Annotated in this window: 18 protein-coding genes; 1 reads left to right on the plus strand and 17 read right to left on the minus strand. The window is 46.6% G+C overall.

Going from position 1 to position 20,796, the window contains the following annotated elements:
* Positions 1 to 9 precede the first annotated feature (9 nt).
* The 10 genes from M1L23_RS13275 to rfaH all read right to left on the minus strand — a co-directional run bounded on the left by M1L23_RS13275 (position 10) and on the right by rfaH (position 10,606).
* Complete coding sequence (locus M1L23_RS13275; RefSeq protein ID WP_252627919.1) at positions 10 to 1,284, minus strand: lipopolysaccharide biosynthesis protein; 1,275 nt, start codon at positions 1,282 to 1,284, stop codon at positions 10 to 12.
* A gap of 237 nt (positions 1,285 to 1,521) precedes the next feature.
* On the minus strand, positions 1,522 to 2,631 hold the full coding sequence (locus tag M1L23_RS13280; protein WP_252627920.1) for a DegT/DnrJ/EryC1/StrS family aminotransferase: 1,110 nt from the start codon (positions 2,629 to 2,631) through the stop codon (positions 1,522 to 1,524).
* Positions 2,632 to 2,687: 56 nt separating this feature from the next.
* Positions 2,688 to 3,050, minus strand: a complete 363-nt coding sequence (locus tag M1L23_RS13285) for a GxxExxY protein (protein WP_252627921.1) — start codon at positions 3,048 to 3,050, stop codon at positions 2,688 to 2,690.
* A 47-nt stretch (positions 3,051 to 3,097) separates the two neighbouring features.
* Entirely contained in the window at positions 3,098 to 3,676 is a 579-nt protein-coding gene (locus M1L23_RS13290) for an acyltransferase (protein ID WP_252627922.1), read from the minus strand.
* Complete coding sequence (locus M1L23_RS13295; RefSeq protein WP_252627923.1) at positions 3,677 to 4,630, minus strand: Gfo/Idh/MocA family oxidoreductase; 954 nt, start codon at positions 4,628 to 4,630, stop codon at positions 3,677 to 3,679.
* The gene (locus M1L23_RS13300) at positions 4,627 to 5,904 is read right to left on the minus strand and encodes a nucleotide sugar dehydrogenase (protein ID WP_252627924.1); all 1,278 of its coding nucleotides are present in this window, start codon (positions 5,902 to 5,904) and stop codon (positions 4,627 to 4,629) included. Before M1L23_RS13300 ends, M1L23_RS13295 begins: the two co-directional genes overlap by 4 nt.
* Positions 5,905 to 5,977: 73 nt before the next feature.
* On the minus strand, positions 5,978 to 8,176 hold the full coding sequence (locus M1L23_RS13305) for a polysaccharide biosynthesis tyrosine autokinase (RefSeq protein WP_252627925.1): 2,199 nt from the start codon (positions 8,174 to 8,176) through the stop codon (positions 5,978 to 5,980).
* A gap of 23 nt (positions 8,177 to 8,199) precedes the next feature.
* Complete coding sequence (locus tag M1L23_RS13310; protein WP_252627926.1) at positions 8,200 to 8,655, minus strand: low molecular weight protein-tyrosine-phosphatase; 456 nt, start codon at positions 8,653 to 8,655, stop codon at positions 8,200 to 8,202.
* A gap of 15 nt (positions 8,656 to 8,670) precedes the next feature.
* The gene (locus tag M1L23_RS13315; protein ID WP_252627927.1) at positions 8,671 to 9,777 is read right to left on the minus strand and encodes a polysaccharide export protein; all 1,107 of its coding nucleotides are present in this window, start codon (positions 9,775 to 9,777) and stop codon (positions 8,671 to 8,673) included.
* A gap of 322 nt (positions 9,778 to 10,099) precedes the next feature.
* On the minus strand, positions 10,100 to 10,606 hold the full coding sequence (rfaH, locus tag M1L23_RS13320) for a transcription/translation regulatory transformer protein RfaH (protein WP_252627928.1): 507 nt from the start codon (positions 10,604 to 10,606) through the stop codon (positions 10,100 to 10,102).
* A gap of 589 nt (positions 10,607 to 11,195) precedes the next feature.
* Here rfaH and M1L23_RS13325 point away from each other — a divergent pair.
* Positions 11,196 to 12,623 carry an MBL fold metallo-hydrolase RNA specificity domain-containing protein gene (locus M1L23_RS13325; RefSeq protein ID WP_252627943.1) on the plus strand — a complete coding sequence of 476 codons (1,428 nt, stop codon included), beginning with the start codon at positions 11,196 to 11,198 and terminating at the stop codon, positions 12,621 to 12,623.
* On the opposite strand, the gene M1L23_RS13330 is transcribed toward M1L23_RS13325, so the two are convergent.
* From M1L23_RS13330 to cmoB, 7 genes are all read right to left on the minus strand, one after another.
* The gene (locus tag M1L23_RS13330; protein WP_252627929.1) at positions 12,613 to 14,679 is read right to left on the minus strand and encodes a hypothetical protein; all 2,067 of its coding nucleotides are present in this window, start codon (positions 14,677 to 14,679) and stop codon (positions 12,613 to 12,615) included. The two genes, M1L23_RS13325 and M1L23_RS13330, sit on opposite strands and share 11 nt — an antisense overlap.
* A gap of 97 nt (positions 14,680 to 14,776) precedes the next feature.
* Positions 14,777 to 15,262 (minus strand): LPP20 family lipoprotein, encoded by a 486-nt coding sequence (locus tag M1L23_RS13335; protein WP_252627930.1) that lies wholly within the window; start codon positions 15,260 to 15,262, stop codon positions 14,777 to 14,779.
* 118 nt (positions 15,263 to 15,380) lie between these two features.
* Positions 15,381 to 16,286 carry a UTP--glucose-1-phosphate uridylyltransferase GalU gene (gene galU, locus M1L23_RS13340; RefSeq protein ID WP_252627931.1) on the minus strand — a complete coding sequence of 302 codons (906 nt, stop codon included), beginning with the start codon at positions 16,284 to 16,286 and terminating at the stop codon, positions 15,381 to 15,383.
* A gap of 83 nt (positions 16,287 to 16,369) precedes the next feature.
* Positions 16,370 to 17,893, minus strand: a complete 1,524-nt coding sequence (pgi, locus tag M1L23_RS13345) for a glucose-6-phosphate isomerase (RefSeq protein WP_252627932.1) — start codon at positions 17,891 to 17,893, stop codon at positions 16,370 to 16,372.
* Between the two features lie 85 nt (positions 17,894 to 17,978).
* The gene (ruvB, locus tag M1L23_RS13350; protein WP_252627933.1) at positions 17,979 to 18,986 is read right to left on the minus strand and encodes a Holliday junction branch migration DNA helicase RuvB; all 1,008 of its coding nucleotides are present in this window, start codon (positions 18,984 to 18,986) and stop codon (positions 17,979 to 17,981) included.
* A 127-nt stretch (positions 18,987 to 19,113) separates the two neighbouring features.
* On the minus strand, positions 19,114 to 19,728 hold the full coding sequence (ruvA, locus tag M1L23_RS13355; protein WP_252627934.1) for a Holliday junction branch migration protein RuvA: 615 nt from the start codon (positions 19,726 to 19,728) through the stop codon (positions 19,114 to 19,116).
* A gap of 70 nt (positions 19,729 to 19,798) precedes the next feature.
* Positions 19,799 to 20,782 carry a tRNA 5-methoxyuridine(34)/uridine 5-oxyacetic acid(34) synthase CmoB gene (gene cmoB / locus M1L23_RS13360; RefSeq protein WP_252627935.1) on the minus strand — a complete coding sequence of 328 codons (984 nt, stop codon included), beginning with the start codon at positions 20,780 to 20,782 and terminating at the stop codon, positions 19,799 to 19,801.
* Between the last annotated feature and the right edge of the window lie 14 nt (positions 20,783 to 20,796).

Raw genomic sequence — 20,796 nt, forward strand, 5'->3', positions numbered from 1 at the left:
CTTTAAAAACTAGATTTTGTCTTGTATTTTCCTAACTGTAGCAAGCACAACCATTAAATATAAAGTATAAAAAATAAACCCTGATACTGCGTAGTATTCTCCGATGAATATATTTTGATACGTGGCTGCAAAATATACAGCACCAACTCTAATTACCAAGCCAGAAGCCTGAAGATAAAATGCTATTTTTTGGTTGTTTGTAATATATAAAATTGAAGAAACTGGTGAGGTTATAAATTGCATAAAAAACCAAGGCGCCATCCAACTAATCAAAACACCAGTACGACTCCATTCTTCGCCAAGTAAATAAGGCATAAGAATAGGAGATATTATTGCAGCAGCTAATATAGGAATACCAGATATCTTAGCAAGATTTATTATGGTTTTTTTTGTAAAAGATTTAAGTTCGCCACGGTGATATCGGTCTGCACCTTCTGCTAAATATACCTGTGCTATAGCGCCGCCTAATAAGCTCATTGGTGCTGAAAGCAATTGCATGGCGATCATTAAATAGCCTGCCTCTGAGCCTATTGTATAATAGGCGATAATTATTATTGGTAGCTGTATACCTGCAGTGTTGGTGAAAACTTCTAAAGTTGTATACTTTGGAAATTTATCATATCGCTTCAAAGCTAGTTTAAAGTGTTTGAGCTTAACGCTTTTAAACACTTTAATATCATATTTTAAAAGTGAAGCCCCTAAGCTAATAAAACCAGAACCTTGCGCAAGCAGTTGCCCAAAAATCAAACCAATGGTAGAGCCGGCCAAAAAATATCCCGCACCCAACTTTATGCCAGTACCACTTAGAGACTGTGTGACTCTTGTTTTGGCTATCAATCCAAATTTTTTATTACGAGTGCTCCAGTACTGTAATGCATTGTACATTCCAACAGCGAAAACCCCAATTGGAATAAGCCATAAAAAATGTATCAATTTATCATTAGTCAGGGTATTTATTAGTTCTTTTAAAAAGATAACAGCTAGTGTGGATAAACCAGTAAAAACAAATACACTCGTTATTGCAAGCAAGCATAATGCTGCAGCAACACGATCTGATTTTGGTAGTGGTATTGCGTATTCAAAACACAAACAAGAAACCACAGTTATCAGTGAAAGTGCAGATACATATACTGCTAAAACAGAGAAAGCATCAGGACTGTATAGTCTCGTTAATATTGGCAGGCTTAAGATTGCAATCAGTTGTCCTATTGCTGTACCGCCAACCAACATAGCAACCCGACGTAAGAAAGGATTACCAGATAGTTTATTTTTTATAAAACTCATCAGAGTAAGAACTCTTTTATAATAATCAATGCTTGTTTAGCATATTTTACCTACTTCATTTAAGTGGTGTTCGTCATAGTAAATTAGATAGCCTTGCCAAACAGGTGGCTGTATAAGAATATCCAATCTATCTAGCCTTAAATAGATAATTTTATTGGTAATAAGCGCTAGCTATGGCAAGAGCTAGCGCTTCACGAAACAGATCAAAACAATGTGCTAAAAAGCTGAGAAGCAATGTTAGCTCTGCAAAACTGAAACCACCTTCTGTTGTTCTCCTTCCGTCATATACGGATGCATCGGTAGGCTCATCACTTTCTCAGCTACGGCATCGCCTATGGGTAGTTGTACGCTGGCGTCTGCTACCGCTGGTTGTTTGTTAAGCGGGATTGGGTAATGTACGGCTGTGGGTATGCCGGCTTCGTTTAGCTTGGCTTGTACTTGGTCGCGGTTGTCTACTTGGATGGTGTATTGGGCGTAGACGCTGGTGTTGTGGTCTTCTATATAGGGGGTAATTATTTGATTTGTCGGGCTAAAGCCGCGACCTACAAGAGCATGTTCCGCGAACAGTTCGTTATAGCGCGCAGCAACTTGTTGGCGTAATGCCACTTCTTCAGCAAAGATTTCTAGTTTGGGTAGTAAAATCGCAGCCTGTAGGGTGTCTAATCGGCTGTTTACTCCAACTCGAATATGGTGGTAGCGACGGTCTTGGCCGTGGCGGGCGATCTGGCGCAGCACTATTGCCAGCTCATCATCATTGGTAAAAATAGCGCCGCCATCACCGTAGCAGCCCAAGGGTTTACTAGGGAAGAAGCTGGTGCAGGATACTGTACTGAGGTTGCAAGACTGTTTGCCCTTATAAGTTGCGCCGAAGCTTTGTGCGGCATCTTCAATGACGGGAATGCCGTATTTGTTGGCGATGGCATTAATGGCATCAAAGTCTGCGCATTGGCCGTATAAGCTCACAGGGATAATGGCTTTAGTGCGCGGTGTGATGGCGGCTTCTAGCTTGGTTGGATCTAGATTGTAGGTTTTTGGGCATACATCAACATACACAGGTTTTGCGCCTAACAAGGCAACGGTTTCAGCGGTGGCTATGTAGGTAAAGCCTGGGGTGATTACTTCGTCGCCTTGGCCAATACCGAAAGCCATTTGAGCTATTTGTAACGCATCAGTACCGTTAGCAACACTGATGCAGTGTTTTGAACCTGTAAAAGCAGCAAGTTTTTCTTCTAGTTCAGCGACCTCAGGGCCTAAAATATACTGACCATGAGCAAGCACTTTTTGAATGTTTGCGTCTATTTTATCTTTAATGCGCGCCTGTTGGGCTGCTAAGTCTATAAATTGCATGCTGAAACCTTTGTTATTGGCCACGGAATCCACTGAAAACACGGAAGTAAAAAATTTTAATAAATAATTCTTTTAATAGAGGCTTTGGGGTGGGTGAAGTTAATTAGTAGGCCTACTTTTATGCCGGTGACTTTCAAATAGTTGATTAGCTGTGCTTCAGCAGCATGTGGCACTTCTTTTTGAGCTTTTAGTTCAAGTAAGACTTTATTATCAACTATTAAGTCTGCTCTAAATTCACCTACTAGCTGTTCTTTGTACAAAACCTTTAGGGGTACTTCCGAGTTAACTCGTAGACCCTGTAATTGTAATTCTTTGATAAGCGCATTTTGATAAACAACTTCAAGAAAGCCAGCGCCTAGTGTGCGGTACACTTCATATACACAACCGCGTATTTTATAGGTCAGTTCTTCTTCATACATAAGCAATCCTTGCTTTTCTGTGTTCTTCCGTGGTTTCCGTGGCTAATTTAGTTTTTTGTTACTACGCCGTTTGTTAATGTATACGTTGCACCCGTGTGTTGGCATTTAGTTTGGGCGTTGCCGGTGAGGGGTAGGTCTAGAGCTTCGCCGTATTGGCTCATCCAGCCTATTTGTTTGGCTGGCACGCCTACCATTAGTGCATAAGCAGGTACGTTTTTATTGATGACTGCCCCAGCACCGACAAAAGAATATTCACCAATGGTTACACCACAAACAATGGTGCAGTTAGCACCTAGCGTTGCACCTTTCTTAACAATGGTGTCTAGGTACTGATCTTTGCGTTCTATCAATGAGCGTGGGTTGTATACGTTGGTAAACACCATGCTGGGACCACAGAATACACCTTCTTCAAGATGCACATTGTCGTATACAGAGACGTTGTTTTGAATTTTGCAGTTATCGCCGATCGTAACCTTGTTACCCACGAAAACGTTTTGCCCTAAAGAAACACCCTTACCTATTTGTGCTCCACTGCAAACATGAACAAAGTGCCAAACACGTGAGCCTTCGCCTATTTCGGCGCCTTCATCAACAATTGCACTTGGGTGTACTTGGTAGTTTGCCATTTATTTCACCAGTTGAGTGACATAGGGGTGATAGTCGCCTGTCAGTGGGCTTAGTTCAGCCGCACGTATCGCAGCAACTGTTTCAATAGCAACACGGTTTTCTTCTAAACCAAAGCCGCGACCAGCCAGTATTTCTTGGTAACTAACGGTATGTAAGTCGGTAAAGCCACCTGAGAATTCGATGGACTCACCATCAGCGGTAATTGAGCGATAGGTACGCTGCCCTTGCGCTCTCAGCGCTTCTGGTACGTCATTTACATCAACAGATAAGAACCAACGTACTCGAGCTTTTTCATATTCTAAATAACCAGCAGCTTTTGTCGGTGAGGTGAAATGAACTTTGTTGTCTTGCAGAGCACCGAATACAAAGTGCAGCATGTCATAAAAATGCACGCCGATATTAGTCGCAATACCGCCCGATTTATTGTCGTCGCCTTTCCAAGACTGCAGATACCATTTTCCACGGGAAGTGATGTAAGTTAAGTCCACGTCGAATTTATGGCCCGTTTTAGTTGCGGCTACTTTTTCTTTGAGAGCGATAATAGCTGGGTGTAAACGTAGTTGTAAAATAGTGCTTACTTGCTTACCAGTGTCTTTTTCAACTTCAAGTAAACCATCGATATTCCATGGATTAAGAACTAAAGGCTTTTCACAGATAGCATGGGCACCAGAGCGAAGTGCAAAGCGCATGTGTGAGTCATGTAAATAATTCGGTGAACAAATTGAAACATAATCGACTTTATTGCCATGGTTGCTACGGCTTAACTTATCAATATGGCGATCAAAACGCTCAAATTCAGTGAAAAAAGCGGCCTCAGGGAAATGGCTATCCATAATGCCGACGGAGTCGTTTTTATCTAATGCTGCTACTAAGGTATTTCCAGTTTCTCTGATAGCAATCATGTGCCGTGGTGCGATATAACCTGCAGCGCCAATTAATGCAAAGTTTTTCATAGTCTTAAATCCGATTCGTTTTTATTCAGGACGTGTTTTACGTCGTAAAGTACATGTTGCTTCTTTGCATAAGAGCGTATTTTATTTTCGCCCCACTGTTTAAACTCTGAGTGATCCACGGCAAGTATTATTCCGTCGTAAGCTTCTTTACTAAGCACTTTTACTAATTTAATACCATATTCATGTTCTACTTCAGAAGCATTTGCCCAAGGGTCAAACACATCTACATTGATATTGAAGCTTTCTAGTTCTTTGATCATATCTACTATTTTGGTGTTACGAACATCTGGACAATCGCCTTTAAAGGTAATACCTAAAATAATCACCCGCGCTTCATCAATGTGTATTTTCTTGCGTGCGAGCGCCTTTACCATTTGTGTTGCTGTGTACTGCCCCATACCATCGTTTATACGGCGACCTGCCAAAATAACCTCTGGTGTGTAACCCACTTCTTTTGCTTTATAGGTTAAATAATAGGGGTCAACACTAATACAATGCCCGCCGACAAGCCCTGGCTTAAAAGGTAAAAAGTTCCATTTAGTGCCAGCGGCATCAAGTACTTCTTGGGTGTCGATGCCCAGCAAGTTAAATATTTTGGCAAATTCATTAATGATGGCAATATTTAAGTCGCGTTGCGTGTTTTCTATAACCTTGGCGGCTTCTGCTACTTTTATAGAGCTGGCTGAATGCGTTCCTGCAGTGATTATAGAGCCATAAAGATCATCAACAAACTTTGCAATTTCTGGTGTAGAGCCTGAAGTTATTTTCTTGATTTTGGTTAATGTGTTTACTTTATCACCTGGATTAATACGTTCCGGACTATAACCAGCATAAAAGTCTATATTGAACCTAAGCCCAGAACCTTTTTCAATGATAGGAATACATACTTCCTCGGTGGCCCCAGGATAAACAGTGGATTCATAAATCACTAAATTGTTGGGTCGTATAACACTAGCTAACATAGCCGAAGCTTTGCGTAATGGTGTTAAGTCTGGCGCATTACTTTCATCTATTGGTGTTGGCACCGTAACGATATAAATATCACAGCTTAATAAGTCTTGAGCATTACTGCTAAACGTAAGGTTTGTAGATTGTTGTAAAACCTGGTCTTCAACCTCAAGTGTGCTGTCATGACCAGCTTGTAATGCTTTTATACGGTTTTGATTAATATCAAAACCTAACACTGAGCGTTTTTTTCCAAACTCGACAGCCAGAGGCAGACCTACATAACCAAGGCCAATGACAGCTATTTTTGCGGTTTTTAGATCAAGCATGAAAATTCCATCTTTATGACGTCATGCAATGCATGACCTACGGGTGAATGTTTGTGTGTCAGGTAATATCTGATTAAGATACTGACTCGTAAGCGTAACCGTATTGATATTGATAGTTATAGCCGCCTGCACGACGTTCAACGCCATTAAGGATAACACCTTTAATGTTCACACCGTTTTGTTCAAACCGTTTAATAGTGTGCAGCATTTCATTCACTGGTGTTTGATCAAAGCGTGCCACTAACAAACTAGTACCTGCATAGCGGCCAATAATGGCGGCGTCGGTTACAGCGAGTATTGGTGGGGTGTCGATAATGACATAATCAAAATCTTTGGCTACTTGCTCTAACAACTCTTCCATACGGTTATGCATTAATAACTCTGCTGGATTAGGTGCTGAAGCGCCTCGTGGGATAAAACTTAACCCCGGCACGCCCGTGCTTTGCACTATGGTAGTGTAGTTTTCTATTTTGCTTGTGTCGGCAATAAAGTCGGTTAGTCCACGGCTATTTTGCGCTTCTAATATTACGTGGCTGTAACCACGGCGTAAGTCGCCGTCGATATACAATACACTTTGTCCTGCATGAGCAAGTACTGCTGCTAAGTTGGCACTAATAAAACTTTTACCCACTTCAGGGCTTGGACCGGAGACCATTATAATATTATTTTTCGCTTCCATCATGGCAAAATGTAAGCTGGTACGTAATCCTCGAAGTGCTTCAATAGCTAAGTCTGTTGGGTCTTCCTTGGCTAACAGTAATTCAGTATTGGCGCGCCGCCTCGCTTTACTACGTGTGCCTGGCTTGAGGTTAAATTTCTGTTGTTTATCTGATAAAGGAATAGTGGCATATACACTCACACCATGGTTTTCTAATTCTTCAGCACTTTGAATGCCTGGATTAAGCGCACTTCGCACTAACACCAAAGCCACGGATAACATGCCACCGAGCATGGTGGCAATTACTACGATGAGTTTCTTTTTTGGAGCTACCGCAATGGCATGGCCAACGGCAGTGTCTAATATACGTACATTACCTACTGTGCCCGCTTTTAGTATGTTCAGCTCTTGCATACGGTTTACTAACTGTAAATAAATTTCTTGGTTTACTTCTACGTCGCGAGTTAAGCGTAATACCTGCTGCTGAGTTTCAGGTAGCTGTTCTATTTGCTCTGTAAGTTTAGCTTGGTCTGCTAGTAAGCTTTCTTTTTGGCTTAACAGTGCTTGGTAGCTGGGGTGCTGTTTAGTAAACAAACGGCTAATTTCAGTTTCTTTTATAGCTAGTTCATTCAGTTGTTTTTCAATAGCGATAACTTGGGTTAACAAGCCTGACGTTTCTAGGGATATGTCGACCGATTTACTTTGTAACCGATAAGCATTTAACTGCTCTTCAGCTTTGGTTAAGTTATCGCGAACATCGGGAATTTGCTGTTGTAAAAACGTGAGGCTTTTCTCTGCTTCAGCAGCATTTCGCTGAATATTCTGCAGCATATATTCATGGCCAATAGCATCTAATACTTCTACTGCAAGTTGTTTATTTGAGTGTTCAATGCTACCTACTAAAATACCTGTTTGCTTGCCCCGCTCTGAAACACTTAACAGCTCTTGCCAATCACTAATTACTTTTAACCGATCAACTTTTGTTAACGAGTAGGAGTTTGTATTTGCTAGAACTGCATCGCTAATATGCAGGCTAAAGTCACCGTTGATAACTTTACGCCCTACTTCGCCTTGTAGCACTGTTTGTTCATCGCTGTTTTGTAAGGTAAAGCTTTTACCTTCGAGCTTTAAACTTAATTCTTTGCCGATATAACCTTGCGGAACTGTAAAGCTTTCAATGACCAGTTGATCTTGCTCTTCGCTACGTCGCGCTAAAAAGTTTCCAATGAGCGGCATGTAATTGGGGGTGACTACGGTGGTTAAATTAAGTTGGTCGACTACACTGCCAATAATCATGCGCGATTTGATAATTTCAATTTCAGTGGCAGCTTCACTTTCACCGCCAAAGAGCTCGCCCATTTCACCTAAGGCCGGCATGCCTGAAGACTTTTTCTCTACTTGCAGCAAGGTATCGGCCCGATAAATAGGCGTCGCTAACAAGGCATAAGCAATCCCTGCTACAGTGAATAAAGCCGTAATTGCAATAATCAGCCATTTTTTTTCAATCAGTTGGCCAACCAAACGCATTAAATCAATTTCGTCATCGTCTGGCTGTCTGTTTTTTGACAAGCTAGAGGGCTTACCCGCTGGTTTTTGAGACAAAGAATCTTGCATGTAATCTACTACCTATAGGTCAATTATTTAAGCTTTGCGTGCCAAGCTGTCGCCGCAGTATCTATGAGTTGATACACATGTTGGAACACTTCATCGCTTTTTTTGTATGGGTCGGGAATATCTTTATTACTAGTGTTTGGTAGCCAATGCCCAAGCAACATAGTTTTGGCATGGGCTTCCGGGAAGCGTTCAGCGATTATATTGCGCTGCTTTGCTTCCATCACTAAAATAAGATCATATTCACTAATTAGTTTTTGGCTAAGCTGCTGTGCTTCATGTTTAGGGCAGTGTAGCCCATTTTGCTCCGCTATTTTGCGAGCGGTGGCATCCATGTCCCAACCCGTGCCATTACTATGAATACAGGCTTTTAAGCCTGCAGAAGCTATATGCTTATGGGGTAGTTTTTGTTTCAGTAAAAATTCTGCCGTAGGGCTACGACAGATGTTTCCTAAACAAACCACTAAAATATTTTCAAACATTAATTTTGCTCTTATTTACTTCACGTCCGTCTGAAAACGACCCAGTGAGTATAAACCGGTAATCGACGGTAATATTTGGCTGATCACACGGTTCCAACGGGCCACCGGCGCAGCGGTAACGTAAATAATATCACGTTGTTGCAGTTCAAACTGCTCGGCGAGTATAAGTGCCGTGGCATTTTTGGCGTTGAGTTGATACACATCAGCTAAACGACCACTTTCAGCGCTGGCTTGACGAATAACAAATACGCCTGAAGCATCGGCTGTTTGTTCAAATAACCCGCCCGCTTCTGCTAAGGCTTCAGCTAAGGTCATGCCGCTGCGGCCCATGACATAGCTTTTTGGCTGGCGCACTTCGCCAAGTACAAACACTTTATTGTCGTCGCTGCGGGCAATATGCACCACATCGTTGCCTTGTAGCAATATGTTCTGTTCTGTATCGCCTAATTGATATAAACGGCGTAAGTCGAGCTTTTGCTCTTGGCCATTACGCAATAAGGTCACATTTTCCCAGTTTGATTCTGGCGTTAAACCACCAGAAGCGTTAATAGCTTCGATTAAGCTGGTAGGTACGTTGGTAACTGGTAATACGCCTGGTGTATTCACTTCGCCGGTAACATAAATGCGCTGGCTCATAAAGCCGGCAATAGTGACATCTACTTGCGGTTTTTCAATATAGCGGGCGAGCCGTTCGGCGATTAAGTCACGAATTTCAGTAACTTTTAAACCTTCTACTGTTACCCGGCCAATATAGGGATAAAAAATAGTACCGTCGTTGTGTACCCAGTTACCCGCTTCTTTGGCGCTACGCATAGAGCCGGCAGGAATGGTTAGTTCAGGATGATCCCATACGGTAATATTTAAAACATCGCCACGCCCTACTCGGTAGTCGTAGTTAGCGCGCTGACCTTCAAAGCTAGTGTTCGCCACTAAAGCCGGTTGTTCACTACGGGCTAGGTTGTTTTCAGCTATTACTGCTGGGGTAATGGCGTAAAACTTCAACTGGCCAGTAAGCTCTGGGCTGGCTTCGTCGGTTTCAATGAAACTACCAGGGGCGAAGGCGCAACCGGAAAGGAATGCGGCGGCGCAAAGGGAAATAGTTATTTGTTTAAATGTTCTCATATTCGATTGCCCTGCAGTTTGATTAACGTCTGCCTCAACGTACGGCGGTGCCGTACCTACGATTATAATTTACGTCAGGCGGTGCAGCGTACGGCGATGCCTTCAACGTCAGGCATTGCAACGTACGGCGGTGCCGTACCTACGATAATATTGTGTGTCAGGCGGTGCCGTACCTGCGCGTGCATTTTTTAAAAATGCACGCTACCGCCCGTGGGTTTTTGGCTCCCAATGTGCCTGACGTTTCAATTTTTTGTATTGTAACCCATGCAATGCGTGGGGTGTTTATTTATTTAACCGTGTCCGTTTTCAAAAGTAGTGTACGTCATGCATTGCATGACGTACGAATAGACCTTTCTTCAATTTCTATGCGCTGCTGTTTGCCGAGCATGTCGAGTAATACCATGCAGCGCTCTTCGCCTTTGGCTATTTCATATATTGCTTGTAGGCCACTAAAGGGGCCTTCGATTATTTCTACTTTTGCACCCGCCGGAAAAGTTTGCTTGGTGCTGGTTTCTTGTAAATGCTGTTGTTCGATAGCCAGTATGTGTTCCATAACAGCACTTGGCACTGTGGCGGGTACGCCGCCGAAGCGCACAAAACCGTTCACGCCACGGGTACTACGCAAGGCGTTAAAATTAGCGGTTTTTTCGTTTAATTGTACAAATAGGTAATTAGGAAACAGTGGCTCGATACAGCTAGTACGTTTTCCACGTAGCACTTTTTGCAGCTTTACCTGCGGCAAGCTAGTGGTGTACCCCTGATTTTCTACATGAACGCGCGCACGGGCTTCTTGCCTCGCTTTGCAATGTAGTAAGTACCAAGCTGTCATTATGCGAATACCCCTTTCCCTAAGGTGTTCTTTATAATTGTATATTCTTATTTTTTACGCCGTTACTTTTTTACCCTTGCAAACGGGGCTCTTTACTTATTCTTAACATGCGGGCTGCTTATTTAGCCGCTGCTTGCTCACTGATTCCAAGTAAAGCCAAAGTAAGTACCTAGTAAGGGCGTAACGCCTTCCGAAGCTGAAGGATTCTACGCCAAATTAAGCAATAACTGAAGCGCAAATAGTGCAGGTTATGTAAATTATTTGTTTGATTTTTTGATTTTCTGATTTTCACGTTCGTTTTTCATCCACCCCATGCCTCAACGTTACCCAAAATTTGACGTTTCCAACCCACGGTACAAAAAAACCGTAGGTACGGCACTGCCGTACGAAATGCACCGCAGTACGCCGCACCATAGGTGAATCGTTACACCCACAGCAGGCAATGCCTGCCCTACGAATATGTCGGCACCGCAGTACGCCGCACCGTTGGTCAATGGATACGTCATGTTTGACGTTTTGAAATCCATGGCATACGTTTATGTATAAATTACAAACAGATAAGGATGTTGATATGAAACAAAACTCAGGAATTCAATTTATTCACCACGGCGCCCGTGAGGGGGTAACAGGCTCGTGCCATGAGTTGTTGTTGCCCAGTGGTAAGGCCTTATTGGTAGACATTGGTTTATTTCAAGGGGCGGAAACTTCGGGCCTACCTTCTAATTCAAAGGGTAGCGACAAAGGCGCGGATGCCAATAACCAAGCTATCGAATTTCCCGTTGACCATGTGGAAGCCTTAGTGATAACCCATTGCCACATTGACCACGTAGGCAGGCTGCCTTGGTTAATTATTGCTGGCTTTCGTAAACCAATTTATTGCACCAAGGCCACGGCCCACTTGTTACCTATGGTAATAGAAGATGCACTTAAAATTGGTTTAACCCGCGATAAAAACCTAATTGCTGCAGTGTTAAACTTACTTGAGCGCTTAATGGTGCCTGTTGCCTATGATGAGGTTTTTCATATTCCTGCTTTAGGGGTGAGCGGCCGTTTTAAACAAGCAGGGCATATTTTAGGCAGTGCCTTTGTTGAAATTGATGTTCCTGCAAACCACGTGCGTCATGCAATGCATGACGTACCAGAAATACCAAACATCCGGGTGGTGTTTTCAGGGGACTTGGGCTGTAAAAACTCACCTTTGTTACCCGACCCTGCCCCGCTTTCTCGCGCCGACTATTTGATTCTTGAAAGTACCTACGGCGACAAGAACCACGAGAACCGTAATGAGCGCCAGCAGCGGTTACGTAAAGTGATTGAGCATTGTGTTACCGACGGCGGTGCTGTGCTTATTCCAGCCTTTAGTATTGGCCGTACCCAAGAGTTACTGTATGAATTAGAAGACATTATTCATAACTTTGCAGGCGGCCACGAAGTGTGGCGCAACATGGTGGTGATTGTTGACTCACCCATGGCTGCTCAATTCACCGGTAAATATCGTCAATTGAAGAGATTATGGGATCGTGAAGCCACTCGGCGCTTACAACAAAACCGACATCCGTTAAATTTCAAGCGCTTACATACGGTTGATAGCCACGCCGACCATACCCGCATTGTGAATTATTTACGCCATACGGGCGACCCTTGCATAGTTATTGCTGCCAGCGGCATGTGTACCGGTGGCCGTATGGTGAACTATTTAAAGGCACTACTGCCCGACCCACGCACCGATGTATTGTTTGTTGGCTATCAAGCCATAGGCACCCCAGGGCGCGATATACAGCGTTATGGCCCAACCGGTGGTTATGTGGATCTTGATGGTGAGCGGGTGTGGATTAAAGCTCAGGTGCATACCTTAGGCGGTTATTCAGCCCACGCAGATCAAAAAGAGTTGATGGAGTTTGTTGCCACCGCCGAACACCTTGGCCAAGTTAGGTTAGTGCACGGCGACGCCCCCGCCAAAGAGGCCTTAGCCAAGAAGTTGCGGGAGCGGTTTGATTGCGAGGTGGTTATTCCTTGATGTGATTCACAATCGCAGGTTTACGGTAGCCGCTTTCAAAGAAATTATACGAAAGGCCAAATTGTATAAGTGGCTGGCGGGTTTCAAAGGGCACAATCACACTCACGCTAAACCCGAAGCCTTCGCCTAAACTAAACAAGGCGTTGGCCTCGCCAAATAAATAGCGGTTGGCTTTGCCGCCGGTGCTCGGTAACAGCGCCCATTCGTTATTCGGCAACTGCAGGTAAACGTCGCTGTCGTGGTTCCACTTGGCGTATTCGTAAGCTTGGTTCACGGTTACCGATGCCAGCACCATGCCGGAATAAAAACTATGCCAAAAACCTGCCCCAACACTGCCCGTTAGGCTATTGAGCTCAAGATCTTCATGGCTAAAGCCACTGGCATTGCTGGGTCGGTAAAACGTATGTTTACGAATTCCTGCACTGCCTTGCACGGTAAAATTAAAGGTGTCGAAGTAGCGTTGCACATTCAACAGGAAGTCTTCTGCTGAGCCCAAATGAAAGTTGTCATATTGGCCGGCGTCGCGCTTAAACTGCCCGTAATGGCCGGTACCAGTCATGCCAGCACCATCGCTGCTTGAGTATAAATAAGGGACTCGATAGGCAGCAGTGGGCTCGCCACCACCCCGTAGCATATACAAGCTTACCCCCCAACCATGTTTATAAGGCTCGCGATAAAGTGGCGCCGGATACACTCGGCTGTAGGTTTGTTCGTGCTCGAGTTCAAATAAGTCTTGGATAATTTGATAGTTTTCGTCGAAGCTTTGCCCTTGGGCCCGGCCCACTCGCGCCACATACGAGCCTGCTTCGGCGTATTCTTGCTCGAACGTTCCGCCATGGGCCAGTTGCCATTCTTGTAAATCGCGCCGTACTTGCAGCGTGTTGCCACGCCCCCGCACAGCTAGGTTTAAGTGGCCATATTGGCGCGCTTCAAGCTCGACCGCATAAAAGGCATAGGCGGCACCGCTTGGAATAACCAACTGATCGCTGCGCTCGCGATAGCGTTCGGCCCGCACTTGTAGCTGGTAGCTGGCCCCTGGCTTTAAGCTGTGCCTTACAGGTGCCCCGAGGCTTTCATTATTTATACGTAAGTTAGCTTCGCCTGGGTTTAAGTAAAAGAACACTGTAGTTTCATTGGCTTGGGTAATATTGGCATAGCTATAGCGGGCAATTTCACGAAACTGCTCTATAGCCGAGCCGCTTACGACACGCTCAGCCACTTTCATGCTGACGGTAAACTGCTCGCCAAGCTCTGCCCGAGACAAATAACGGGTGGTACCTTGGCTATTGGTGGTGAGTTCATATTCTTTACCAGCGTTAGGGCCTCTTGTACTTCTTACATAGAGTTGGGCGTTTCGCTGTGGCGTGGCGGTTTCCGTATGTAACAGCACGAAGGCAATTTCTTGGCTGTGGTCTTGGCTGCGGCCTTTGCTGCCTGCTTGTATGATAGGAATAGCGGTTAAGGCCCGCACACTGGCTTCGGTGACTTCTTTAAAATAGGTTTCAAAAGTGGCCGAGCTGCCATGACTGGTAAGGAAGTCGTGTTTAAAGACCTTGTCGCGGCTGGCAATGTTGTCGCCTTGTATGACACCCGCGAGACGCTGGGCCGGTTGGGTTAAAGGCAGTTTTTCAATTTGGTACACGGCGTTTAGGGCCGGTGCTTTTTCTCGCGCCAGCTGGGTAAGGCGCTCTAAGGTGGGGCGGTCGATGCGCAAGCGCACATAGTATTCCGTGGCGGTGTTGACCTGCAGCCGCTGTTCAAAGTCGACCCGGGTGTTTTCCAGTGAAACGTTCGACCATGAGAATGACGAGGAGGCAAATTCACGGGTCACTTCTTGTTCGGCGGTTGCCCGTAAGTCTTGGCGGGTTTCCGTGCGCACGTTCACCAAGATCATTTCTGCCAGCTCGTCGCGGGCCGCCCGCAGTGCTGCTTCACGGCTTTGGCCAAAACCATGGCCGTAGGCGTAACGGTCGGATTGGGATTCCGTGATTTGGAAGGTGCTTTGTTCTTCTTTTTGTGGGGTTAACACACAGCCCGTGACAAACAAAAGTGCCATAACGTAAGTCAGGCACCACCTGACGTTGCACCACCTGACGAATGAACCCAGGGTGCGGCGTACGGCAGTGCCGTTTGACCGTACGGCAGTGCCGTGCCTACGGATCACGACGGGTTTGTTTCATGCGCGCGTCGAATTCGTCGAGAATTTCTCGGCCGGTGCGGGCGCCTTGGCTACGTGGCATGCGCATGCGCACAAACACTCGGGTGGAGCCGTCGGGTAAACGCACCCGCTGTACCATATCGGTTTCCACCGACTGCACGGTTTCTTGTACGCGGGCTTGGATGGCGTCGATAAAGGTACCGGCGGTTTCTTGTTCGCCGAGGTCAACCTGCCCGGCTTGGCGCGCTTCGCTTTCCACATAAATAGCAAAAGATTCGGCTAATTGTGCTTGCGCATTTAAGCGGGCTTGGCGCGCAGCTAGGTTTGAGTCGGAGCTAATGCCTTCACCGAAACCGTAAAAATAGGTTTCAGGCTCGGCTTGCACGTCGAACCATTTTGGCCATTCGGATTCGGGCTTGCTTGAACAACCCGCGAGGGTGAGAAGCAACGTTGCGAGTAGGATTGTGATGTGTTTTTTCATTGTGTTTATCTCGCTTTTATCATTTTGGAAGTCAGGCACTGCCTGACCTACGGATACATTGTCTTACCAATGGTTAATTGGATACCATTACAACGGTGCGACGTACGGTAAATAAAAATCATACGGCGCCGGTGGTTTCCGGGTGGCGCTTGGCATATTCAATAAACGCTTTTACATAGCCGACTTTGTTGCCGCAGTCGTGGCTTTTGCCTTTCATGTAATAGGCGTTCACTTGTTCTTTTTCTAACAGCATGGCCATGGCGTCGGTGAGTTGTATTTCGTCGCCGGCGCCCGGTGGGGTAATTTTTAGCAGCGGCCATAAGTTTCTGGTAAACACATAACGCCCTACTACGGCTAAGTCGGAGGGTGCTTCTTCAACACTTGGCTTTTCGACCAAGGCACGAATAGATGCTTGTTCGCCTTCTGCTAAGGTTTCGCCATTAATGTCGGCGATGCCATAGCTGCTAACTTTGTTTTGTGGCACTTTTTCTACCATGACTTGGCTAACGCCCGAGGCGTTAAAATTTGCCACCATTTCGGCTAGGTTAGCGGTTTTTAGGTTTACGCTGCCTTGATCAAAGGAGTCATCCATTAATACGTCGGGCAGTACTACGGCAAAAGGCTCGTTACCCACAATAGGCTGGGCGCATAAAATGGCATGGCCTAAACCCTTCGCAACCCCTTGGCGCACCTGCATAATGGTAATCCCTTTAGGGCAAATGGCTTGTACTTCGTCGAGTAACTGACGCTTTACGCGCTTTTCTAAGGTGGCTTCAAGCTCAAAGCTGGTGTCGAAATGGTTTTCAATGGAGTTTTTCGACGCATGGGTCACAAAAATAATTTCGGTCATGCCGGCGGCGGCACATTCTTCGACAATAAACTGAATGAGTGGTTTATCTACCAGCGGCAGCATTTCTTTTGGAATGGCCTTGGTGGCGGGCAACATACGCGTGCCTAAGCCTGCGACGGGAATAATAACTTTAGTGATTTTCTTTGCTGCTGTGGTTGTTATATTAGTTGTCATGTTGGGTGCCATGTTATTTGTCATGTGGTTTAAACGTCCCTATTTATTTCTTTTATGTAAATTAGCTGGTTTGAATTCAGGTATTAAATGTCGCGTGTCAGACCAATAATACTGTCGGTGCTTGCATCGAAATGACCATTTTTATTATGAATGGCCGCTAAAGTGCCTTCTGCAACTTTCTTGCCCAGCTCTACGCCCGGCTGATCAAAACTATTTAGCTGCCAAATGAGCCCCTGAGTAAACACCTTATGCTCGTAGGCGGCAATAATAGCGCCAAAACTTTCTGGGGTTAAGTGTACCAGTGCTAATAAGTTATTTGGGTTATTGCCCGGGTAATGGTTTCTTGCTTGTTCGCTTTCGCTGCCATAGGTCATTAAATGCCGGTGGGCTAAACAGTTTGCGACTGAAAGCTCTTGCTGCTCTGCCAAGCTTGCTTGCACTGCTGGCGAAAACTGCTTCGCTTTACGGTGCAAAACTACAATAAAGTCGGCACAAAAGGCATCGTAGCCTTGGTGCAAATGCTGGAAAAACGCATGTTGGCCGTTCGGGCCAAAGCCACCCCAAATAATGGGCCCCGTGGGCGTGTCGATAGCTTCACCGCTGGCGGTGCACTGCTTACCGTTACTTTCCATATCGAGCTGTTGTAAATACGAGGGCAAATGCCGAAAGCGGCCGTCGTAGGGCAGCACAGCTAAGTTATTAATTTCTCGCTCTTCGCGGTTATACACCCCACATAGGGCCATAAGCAGAGGAATATTTTCCGTGAGCGGCGCTTCGGCAAAGTGGCGATCCATTTCCGCGGCACCTTGTTGCAGGCGACGAAACACTTCAACCCCACAGCTGGTAGCAATGGCCAAGCCAATGGTCGACCACATGGAAAACCGGCCGCCGACACTTTGGTCAAAGGTAAGCTGGTGCGCTGGCGGTATGCCGTAGTCGGTCATTTTTTGTGGGCTAGCGGAAACGCCAATAAGGTGATGTTCGAGCCAGCCATGTTCGGCTTGGTCAGGGCTCAGTTTGTTTTGGCCGGTGAAATGCTCCAACGCCCAAATTTTGGCCGTGTCGACGTTAGCGAAGGTGTCGAGGGTGCCAAAGGATTTCGAGGCAATAATAAACACCGTGGTTTCAGGGTTGACGATGGGGAGCACCGCGTACAGCTGGCCGCCGTCCATGGACGACACGAAGTGGGTGTTTACCTGGTGTTGTTGCACGTCGCTGGCGAATTCTTTTAAGGCGAAACTGGTCATAAGCGGGCCGAGATCAGAGCCGCCGACGCCAATATTTACGATATCGGTGATTGGCTTACCCGTAGCGCCCAGCCAGTTACCACTGCGCAGCCGGCGCACCATTTGCACAAAGCGCGAGTCGTCGCCATTTCTAAAGGGCGAATGGCTAGAGCGGCTGAGCACATGAGTAACTTTGCGGTTTTCGCTGATGTTTTTAAAAGTGCCCTGCATAAGCGCCGCCCGCTGCTCGTTAAAGTTTGCAGGCAGGCGCTTTGCCGCAAAGGCGGTTATTTTTTCCGGGCTAAGGAATTGATAGCTCCAGTCAAAAATAAGGCCATTAAGGGTTACCTGTTGTAAGGGTAAGAGTTCTTTCCGTGGCATGGTACTTCCTTAAATTATTATCGTAGGTCATGCAATGCATGACGTGTGAACGTTAACCATCGAGCAGCGTACGGCAGTGCCGTACCTACTGGGGGTCTTTTGTAATACCAAAGTGTATATACGCTCGCGGTGTGGCTATGCGCCCCCGCGGTGTGCGCTGGATAAAGCCCTGTTGAATTAAAAAGGGCTCGATCACGTCTTCAATGGTGTCTTTTTCTTCACCGATGGCGGCGGCAAGGTTTTCAAGCCCCACTGGCCCACCGTCGAATTTTTCCATAATGGCTTCAAGCAGCTTACGGTCCATATAGTCGAAGCCGGCACGGTCTACGTCGATCATATCGAGGGCTTGGCCGGCCACGGCTTCGGTGATATTACCATCGGCGCGCACTTCGGCAAAGTCGCGCACTCGGCGTAATAACCGGTTGGCAATGCGCGGCGTGCCCCGCGAGCGCCCAGCTACTTCCCGTGCCCCTTCAGCGGCCATTTTTAGCTCAAGATAATGGGCCGAGCGGGTAACAATGGTAGTGAGGTCGTCCACATTATAAAATTCGAGCCGCTGCACTATGCCAAAGCGGTCGCGCAGTGGGCTGGTAAGGGCGCCAGCGCGGGTGGTAGCGCCAATTAAAGTAAACGGTGGCAAGTCGAGCTTTAAAGAGCGCGCGGCTGGGCCTTCACCGATCATAATATCGAGCTGGTAGTCTTCCATGGCCGGATACAGAATTTCTTCTACTACCGGGCTAAGGCGATGAATTTCGTCGATAAAGAGCACATCGTTCGGCTCGAGGTTGGTAAGCAGCGCGGCTAAGTCGCCGGCTTTTTCCAAAATAGGCCCCGAGGTGGTTTTAATGCTCACGCCCATTTCATTGGCAATAATATTCGCCAAGGTGGTTTTACCTAACCCCGGCGGACCAAAAATAAGCACGTGATCGAGCGCATCGCTGCGACCACGAGCCGCTTCGATATAGATGCTTAACTGTTCAACCACATGCTTTTGCCCGGTATAGTCGGCAAGTTTTTTCGGCCGTATCGCCCGATCAATCACTTCGTCTTCTAGCATGGCCTGTGGTTGGATCATGCGATCCGCTTCAATCATTGTGGTTCCTTTAATTATGGGGTCAGAACAAACTTTCCACCCACTTTTCGCGTATTCCGTGGCTTATAGAGCGTTGGTTCTGACCCCAAGTTGGAGGGGTCAGAACCAACTTATCCCAAATTCAAACCTACATCATCGCTTTTAACGCTTGGCGAATGATATCTTCTGCTGACATGTCGTCGGTTGCAACCTTTCTCATGACTTGTTCTGCTTGGTTTGGCTTGTAACCCAGCGCCACCAGCGCACTTAAGGCTTCGCTTTTCGCACTTGGAGTCGGCGCCATCAGCCCTTGGCCGGCTTCGGTGCCTGGCAACCCGGTGTTGTAATCGGCGCCGGTGAAGTCTTTTAAGCGGTCTTTAAGTTCAACCACCAGGCGGTCGGCGGTTTTCTTACCCACCCCAGGTATTTTGGTGAGCATAACAATGTCTTTATTTTGAATGGCGGCAACGAACTGCCCACCGCTCATACTCGACATAATAGTAAGGGCTAACTTTGGCCCTACGCCTTGGGCACGCAGCAACAAACGGAACAGCGCCCGCTCGTCAACGGTATTAAAGCCAAACAATAGTTGGGCGTCTTCGCGCACCACAAAATGAATCCACACGGTAACTTGCTGGCCCACGTCGGGCAGTTCGTAAAAACAGGTCATGGGCATTTGCACTTCGTAGCCCACGCCTTGTACATCAATTAACAGCTCTGGCGGGTGTTTTACCGCTAAAATGCCTTGCAAACGTCCTATCATTGTTTTCCCTTTGTTTGTTTACGATAAATGCGCAACCACCCCGTACGTTGCATTGTATGACGGTTCAAAATCAACGCGCTGGCCCGGTGGCAATCACCACGGCGCGTTTCGGTGCTGGGTATCCTTCCACGGTAAGCGAGTGGTCACTTGCATCAAGAAAATCAACCAGCGATTGCCCCTGCATCCAGTCGGTACTGCGCTGCTCTTCAAGAGTGGTAACGGTTTCGTCGACCACCCGAATATTAGTCATGCCGAGGCGTTCGAGCCAGTGGCACAAGGCTTTCGAGCTGGGGATAAACCACACATTGCCCATTTGTGCGTAGCGCTCGCCGGGCACTAATACTTGCTGCTCGTCGCCATCGATAACTAAGGTTTCCAGCACCAGTTCGCCGCCGGGCGCCAGCTGGTCGATACATTGCTGCAAAAAATCAATCGGCGAGCGGCGATGATACAACACCCCCATGGTAAACACCGTGTCGAAGGCTTTTACCGGCTGTAAATGTTCAATGCCAAGCGGTAGCAGCTCCACGTCGCGGGTTATTTCTGCGGGTAAATAGCGCTGAATGGCCCGAAACTGCATCATAAACAGCTGGGTTGGGTCGATGCCCACCACCAAAGACGCGCCCGCCCCTTTCATGCGCCACAGGTGATAGCCGCTGCCACAGCCGATATCGAGCACGCGGCGGCCGTTTAAGTCGCTAATATGGGGTAATACGCGGTCCCATTTCCAGTCGGAGCGCCATTCCGTGTCGATATGCACGCCGAACAGTTCAAACGGGCCTTTACGCCAAGGCATAAGCTGCGACAGCAAGCCTTTAATACGGGCTTTTTCACCGTCGTTGGCATCGTTTTCAGCGCCAATGCGTACTTTGTTCGTAAGTTCAAAAGAGCTCGGCGTAATGTTCGGTAGCTGCTCGACACTGCGCTGCCATTTTTTCATTTCACCATGGTGCTCGTTTTGCTGCCAATGGCGAATAGCCGCCGGCAAAGTTTCCAGCCAATGGCCCAAGCCCGACTCGGTTAAACGCGCATAAAAAGGAGTGAAATCGTACATTTACTGATGCCTTA

Origin of the sequence: Aliidiomarina quisquiliarum, from assembly GCF_023922585.1 — a bacterium.
GTDB classification, from domain to species: Bacteria; Pseudomonadota; Gammaproteobacteria; order Enterobacterales; family Alteromonadaceae; genus Aliidiomarina; species Aliidiomarina quisquiliarum.

Excerpts from the sequence above, each read along its gene's own strand:
- M1L23_RS13275 (WP_252627919.1), bottom strand. The coding sequence starts at position 1,284 with ATGAGTTTTATAAAAAATAAACTATCTGGTAATCCTTTCTTACGTCGG.
- M1L23_RS13280 (WP_252627920.1), bottom strand. The coding sequence starts at position 2,631 with ATGCAATTTATAGACTTAGCAGCCCAACAGGCGCGCATTAAAGATAAA.
- M1L23_RS13285 (WP_252627921.1), bottom strand. The coding sequence starts at position 3,050 with ATGTATGAAGAAGAACTGACCTATAAAATACGCGGTTGTGTATATGAA.
- M1L23_RS13290 (WP_252627922.1), bottom strand. The coding sequence starts at position 3,676 with ATGGCAAACTACCAAGTACACCCAAGTGCAATTGTTGATGAAGGCGCC.
- M1L23_RS13295 (WP_252627923.1), bottom strand. The coding sequence starts at position 4,630 with ATGAAAAACTTTGCATTAATTGGCGCTGCAGGTTATATCGCACCACGG.
- M1L23_RS13300 (WP_252627924.1), bottom strand. The coding sequence starts at position 5,904 with ATGCTTGATCTAAAAACCGCAAAAATAGCTGTCATTGGCCTTGGTTAT.
- M1L23_RS13305 (WP_252627925.1), bottom strand. The coding sequence starts at position 8,176 with ATGCAAGATTCTTTGTCTCAAAAACCAGCGGGTAAGCCCTCTAGCTTG.
- M1L23_RS13310 (WP_252627926.1), bottom strand. The coding sequence starts at position 8,655 with ATGTTTGAAAATATTTTAGTGGTTTGTTTAGGAAACATCTGTCGTAGC.
- M1L23_RS13315 (WP_252627927.1), bottom strand. The coding sequence starts at position 9,777 with ATGAGAACATTTAAACAAATAACTATTTCCCTTTGCGCCGCCGCATTC.
- rfaH (WP_252627928.1), bottom strand. The coding sequence starts at position 10,606 with ATGACAGCTTGGTACTTACTACATTGCAAAGCGAGGCAAGAAGCCCGT.
- M1L23_RS13330 (WP_252627929.1), bottom strand. The coding sequence starts at position 14,679 with ATGGCACTTTTGTTTGTCACGGGCTGTGTGTTAACCCCACAAAAAGAA.
- M1L23_RS13335 (WP_252627930.1), bottom strand. The coding sequence starts at position 15,262 with ATGAAAAAACACATCACAATCCTACTCGCAACGTTGCTTCTCACCCTC.
- galU (WP_252627931.1), bottom strand. The coding sequence starts at position 16,286 with ATGACAACTAATATAACAACCACAGCAGCAAAGAAAATCACTAAAGTT.
- pgi (WP_252627932.1), bottom strand. The coding sequence starts at position 17,893 with ATGCCACGGAAAGAACTCTTACCCTTACAACAGGTAACCCTTAATGGC.
- ruvB (WP_252627933.1), bottom strand. The coding sequence starts at position 18,986 with ATGATTGAAGCGGATCGCATGATCCAACCACAGGCCATGCTAGAAGAC.
- ruvA (WP_252627934.1), bottom strand. The coding sequence starts at position 19,728 with ATGATAGGACGTTTGCAAGGCATTTTAGCGGTAAAACACCCGCCAGAG.
- cmoB (WP_252627935.1), bottom strand. The coding sequence starts at position 20,782 with ATGTACGATTTCACTCCTTTTTATGCGCGTTTAACCGAGTCGGGCTTG.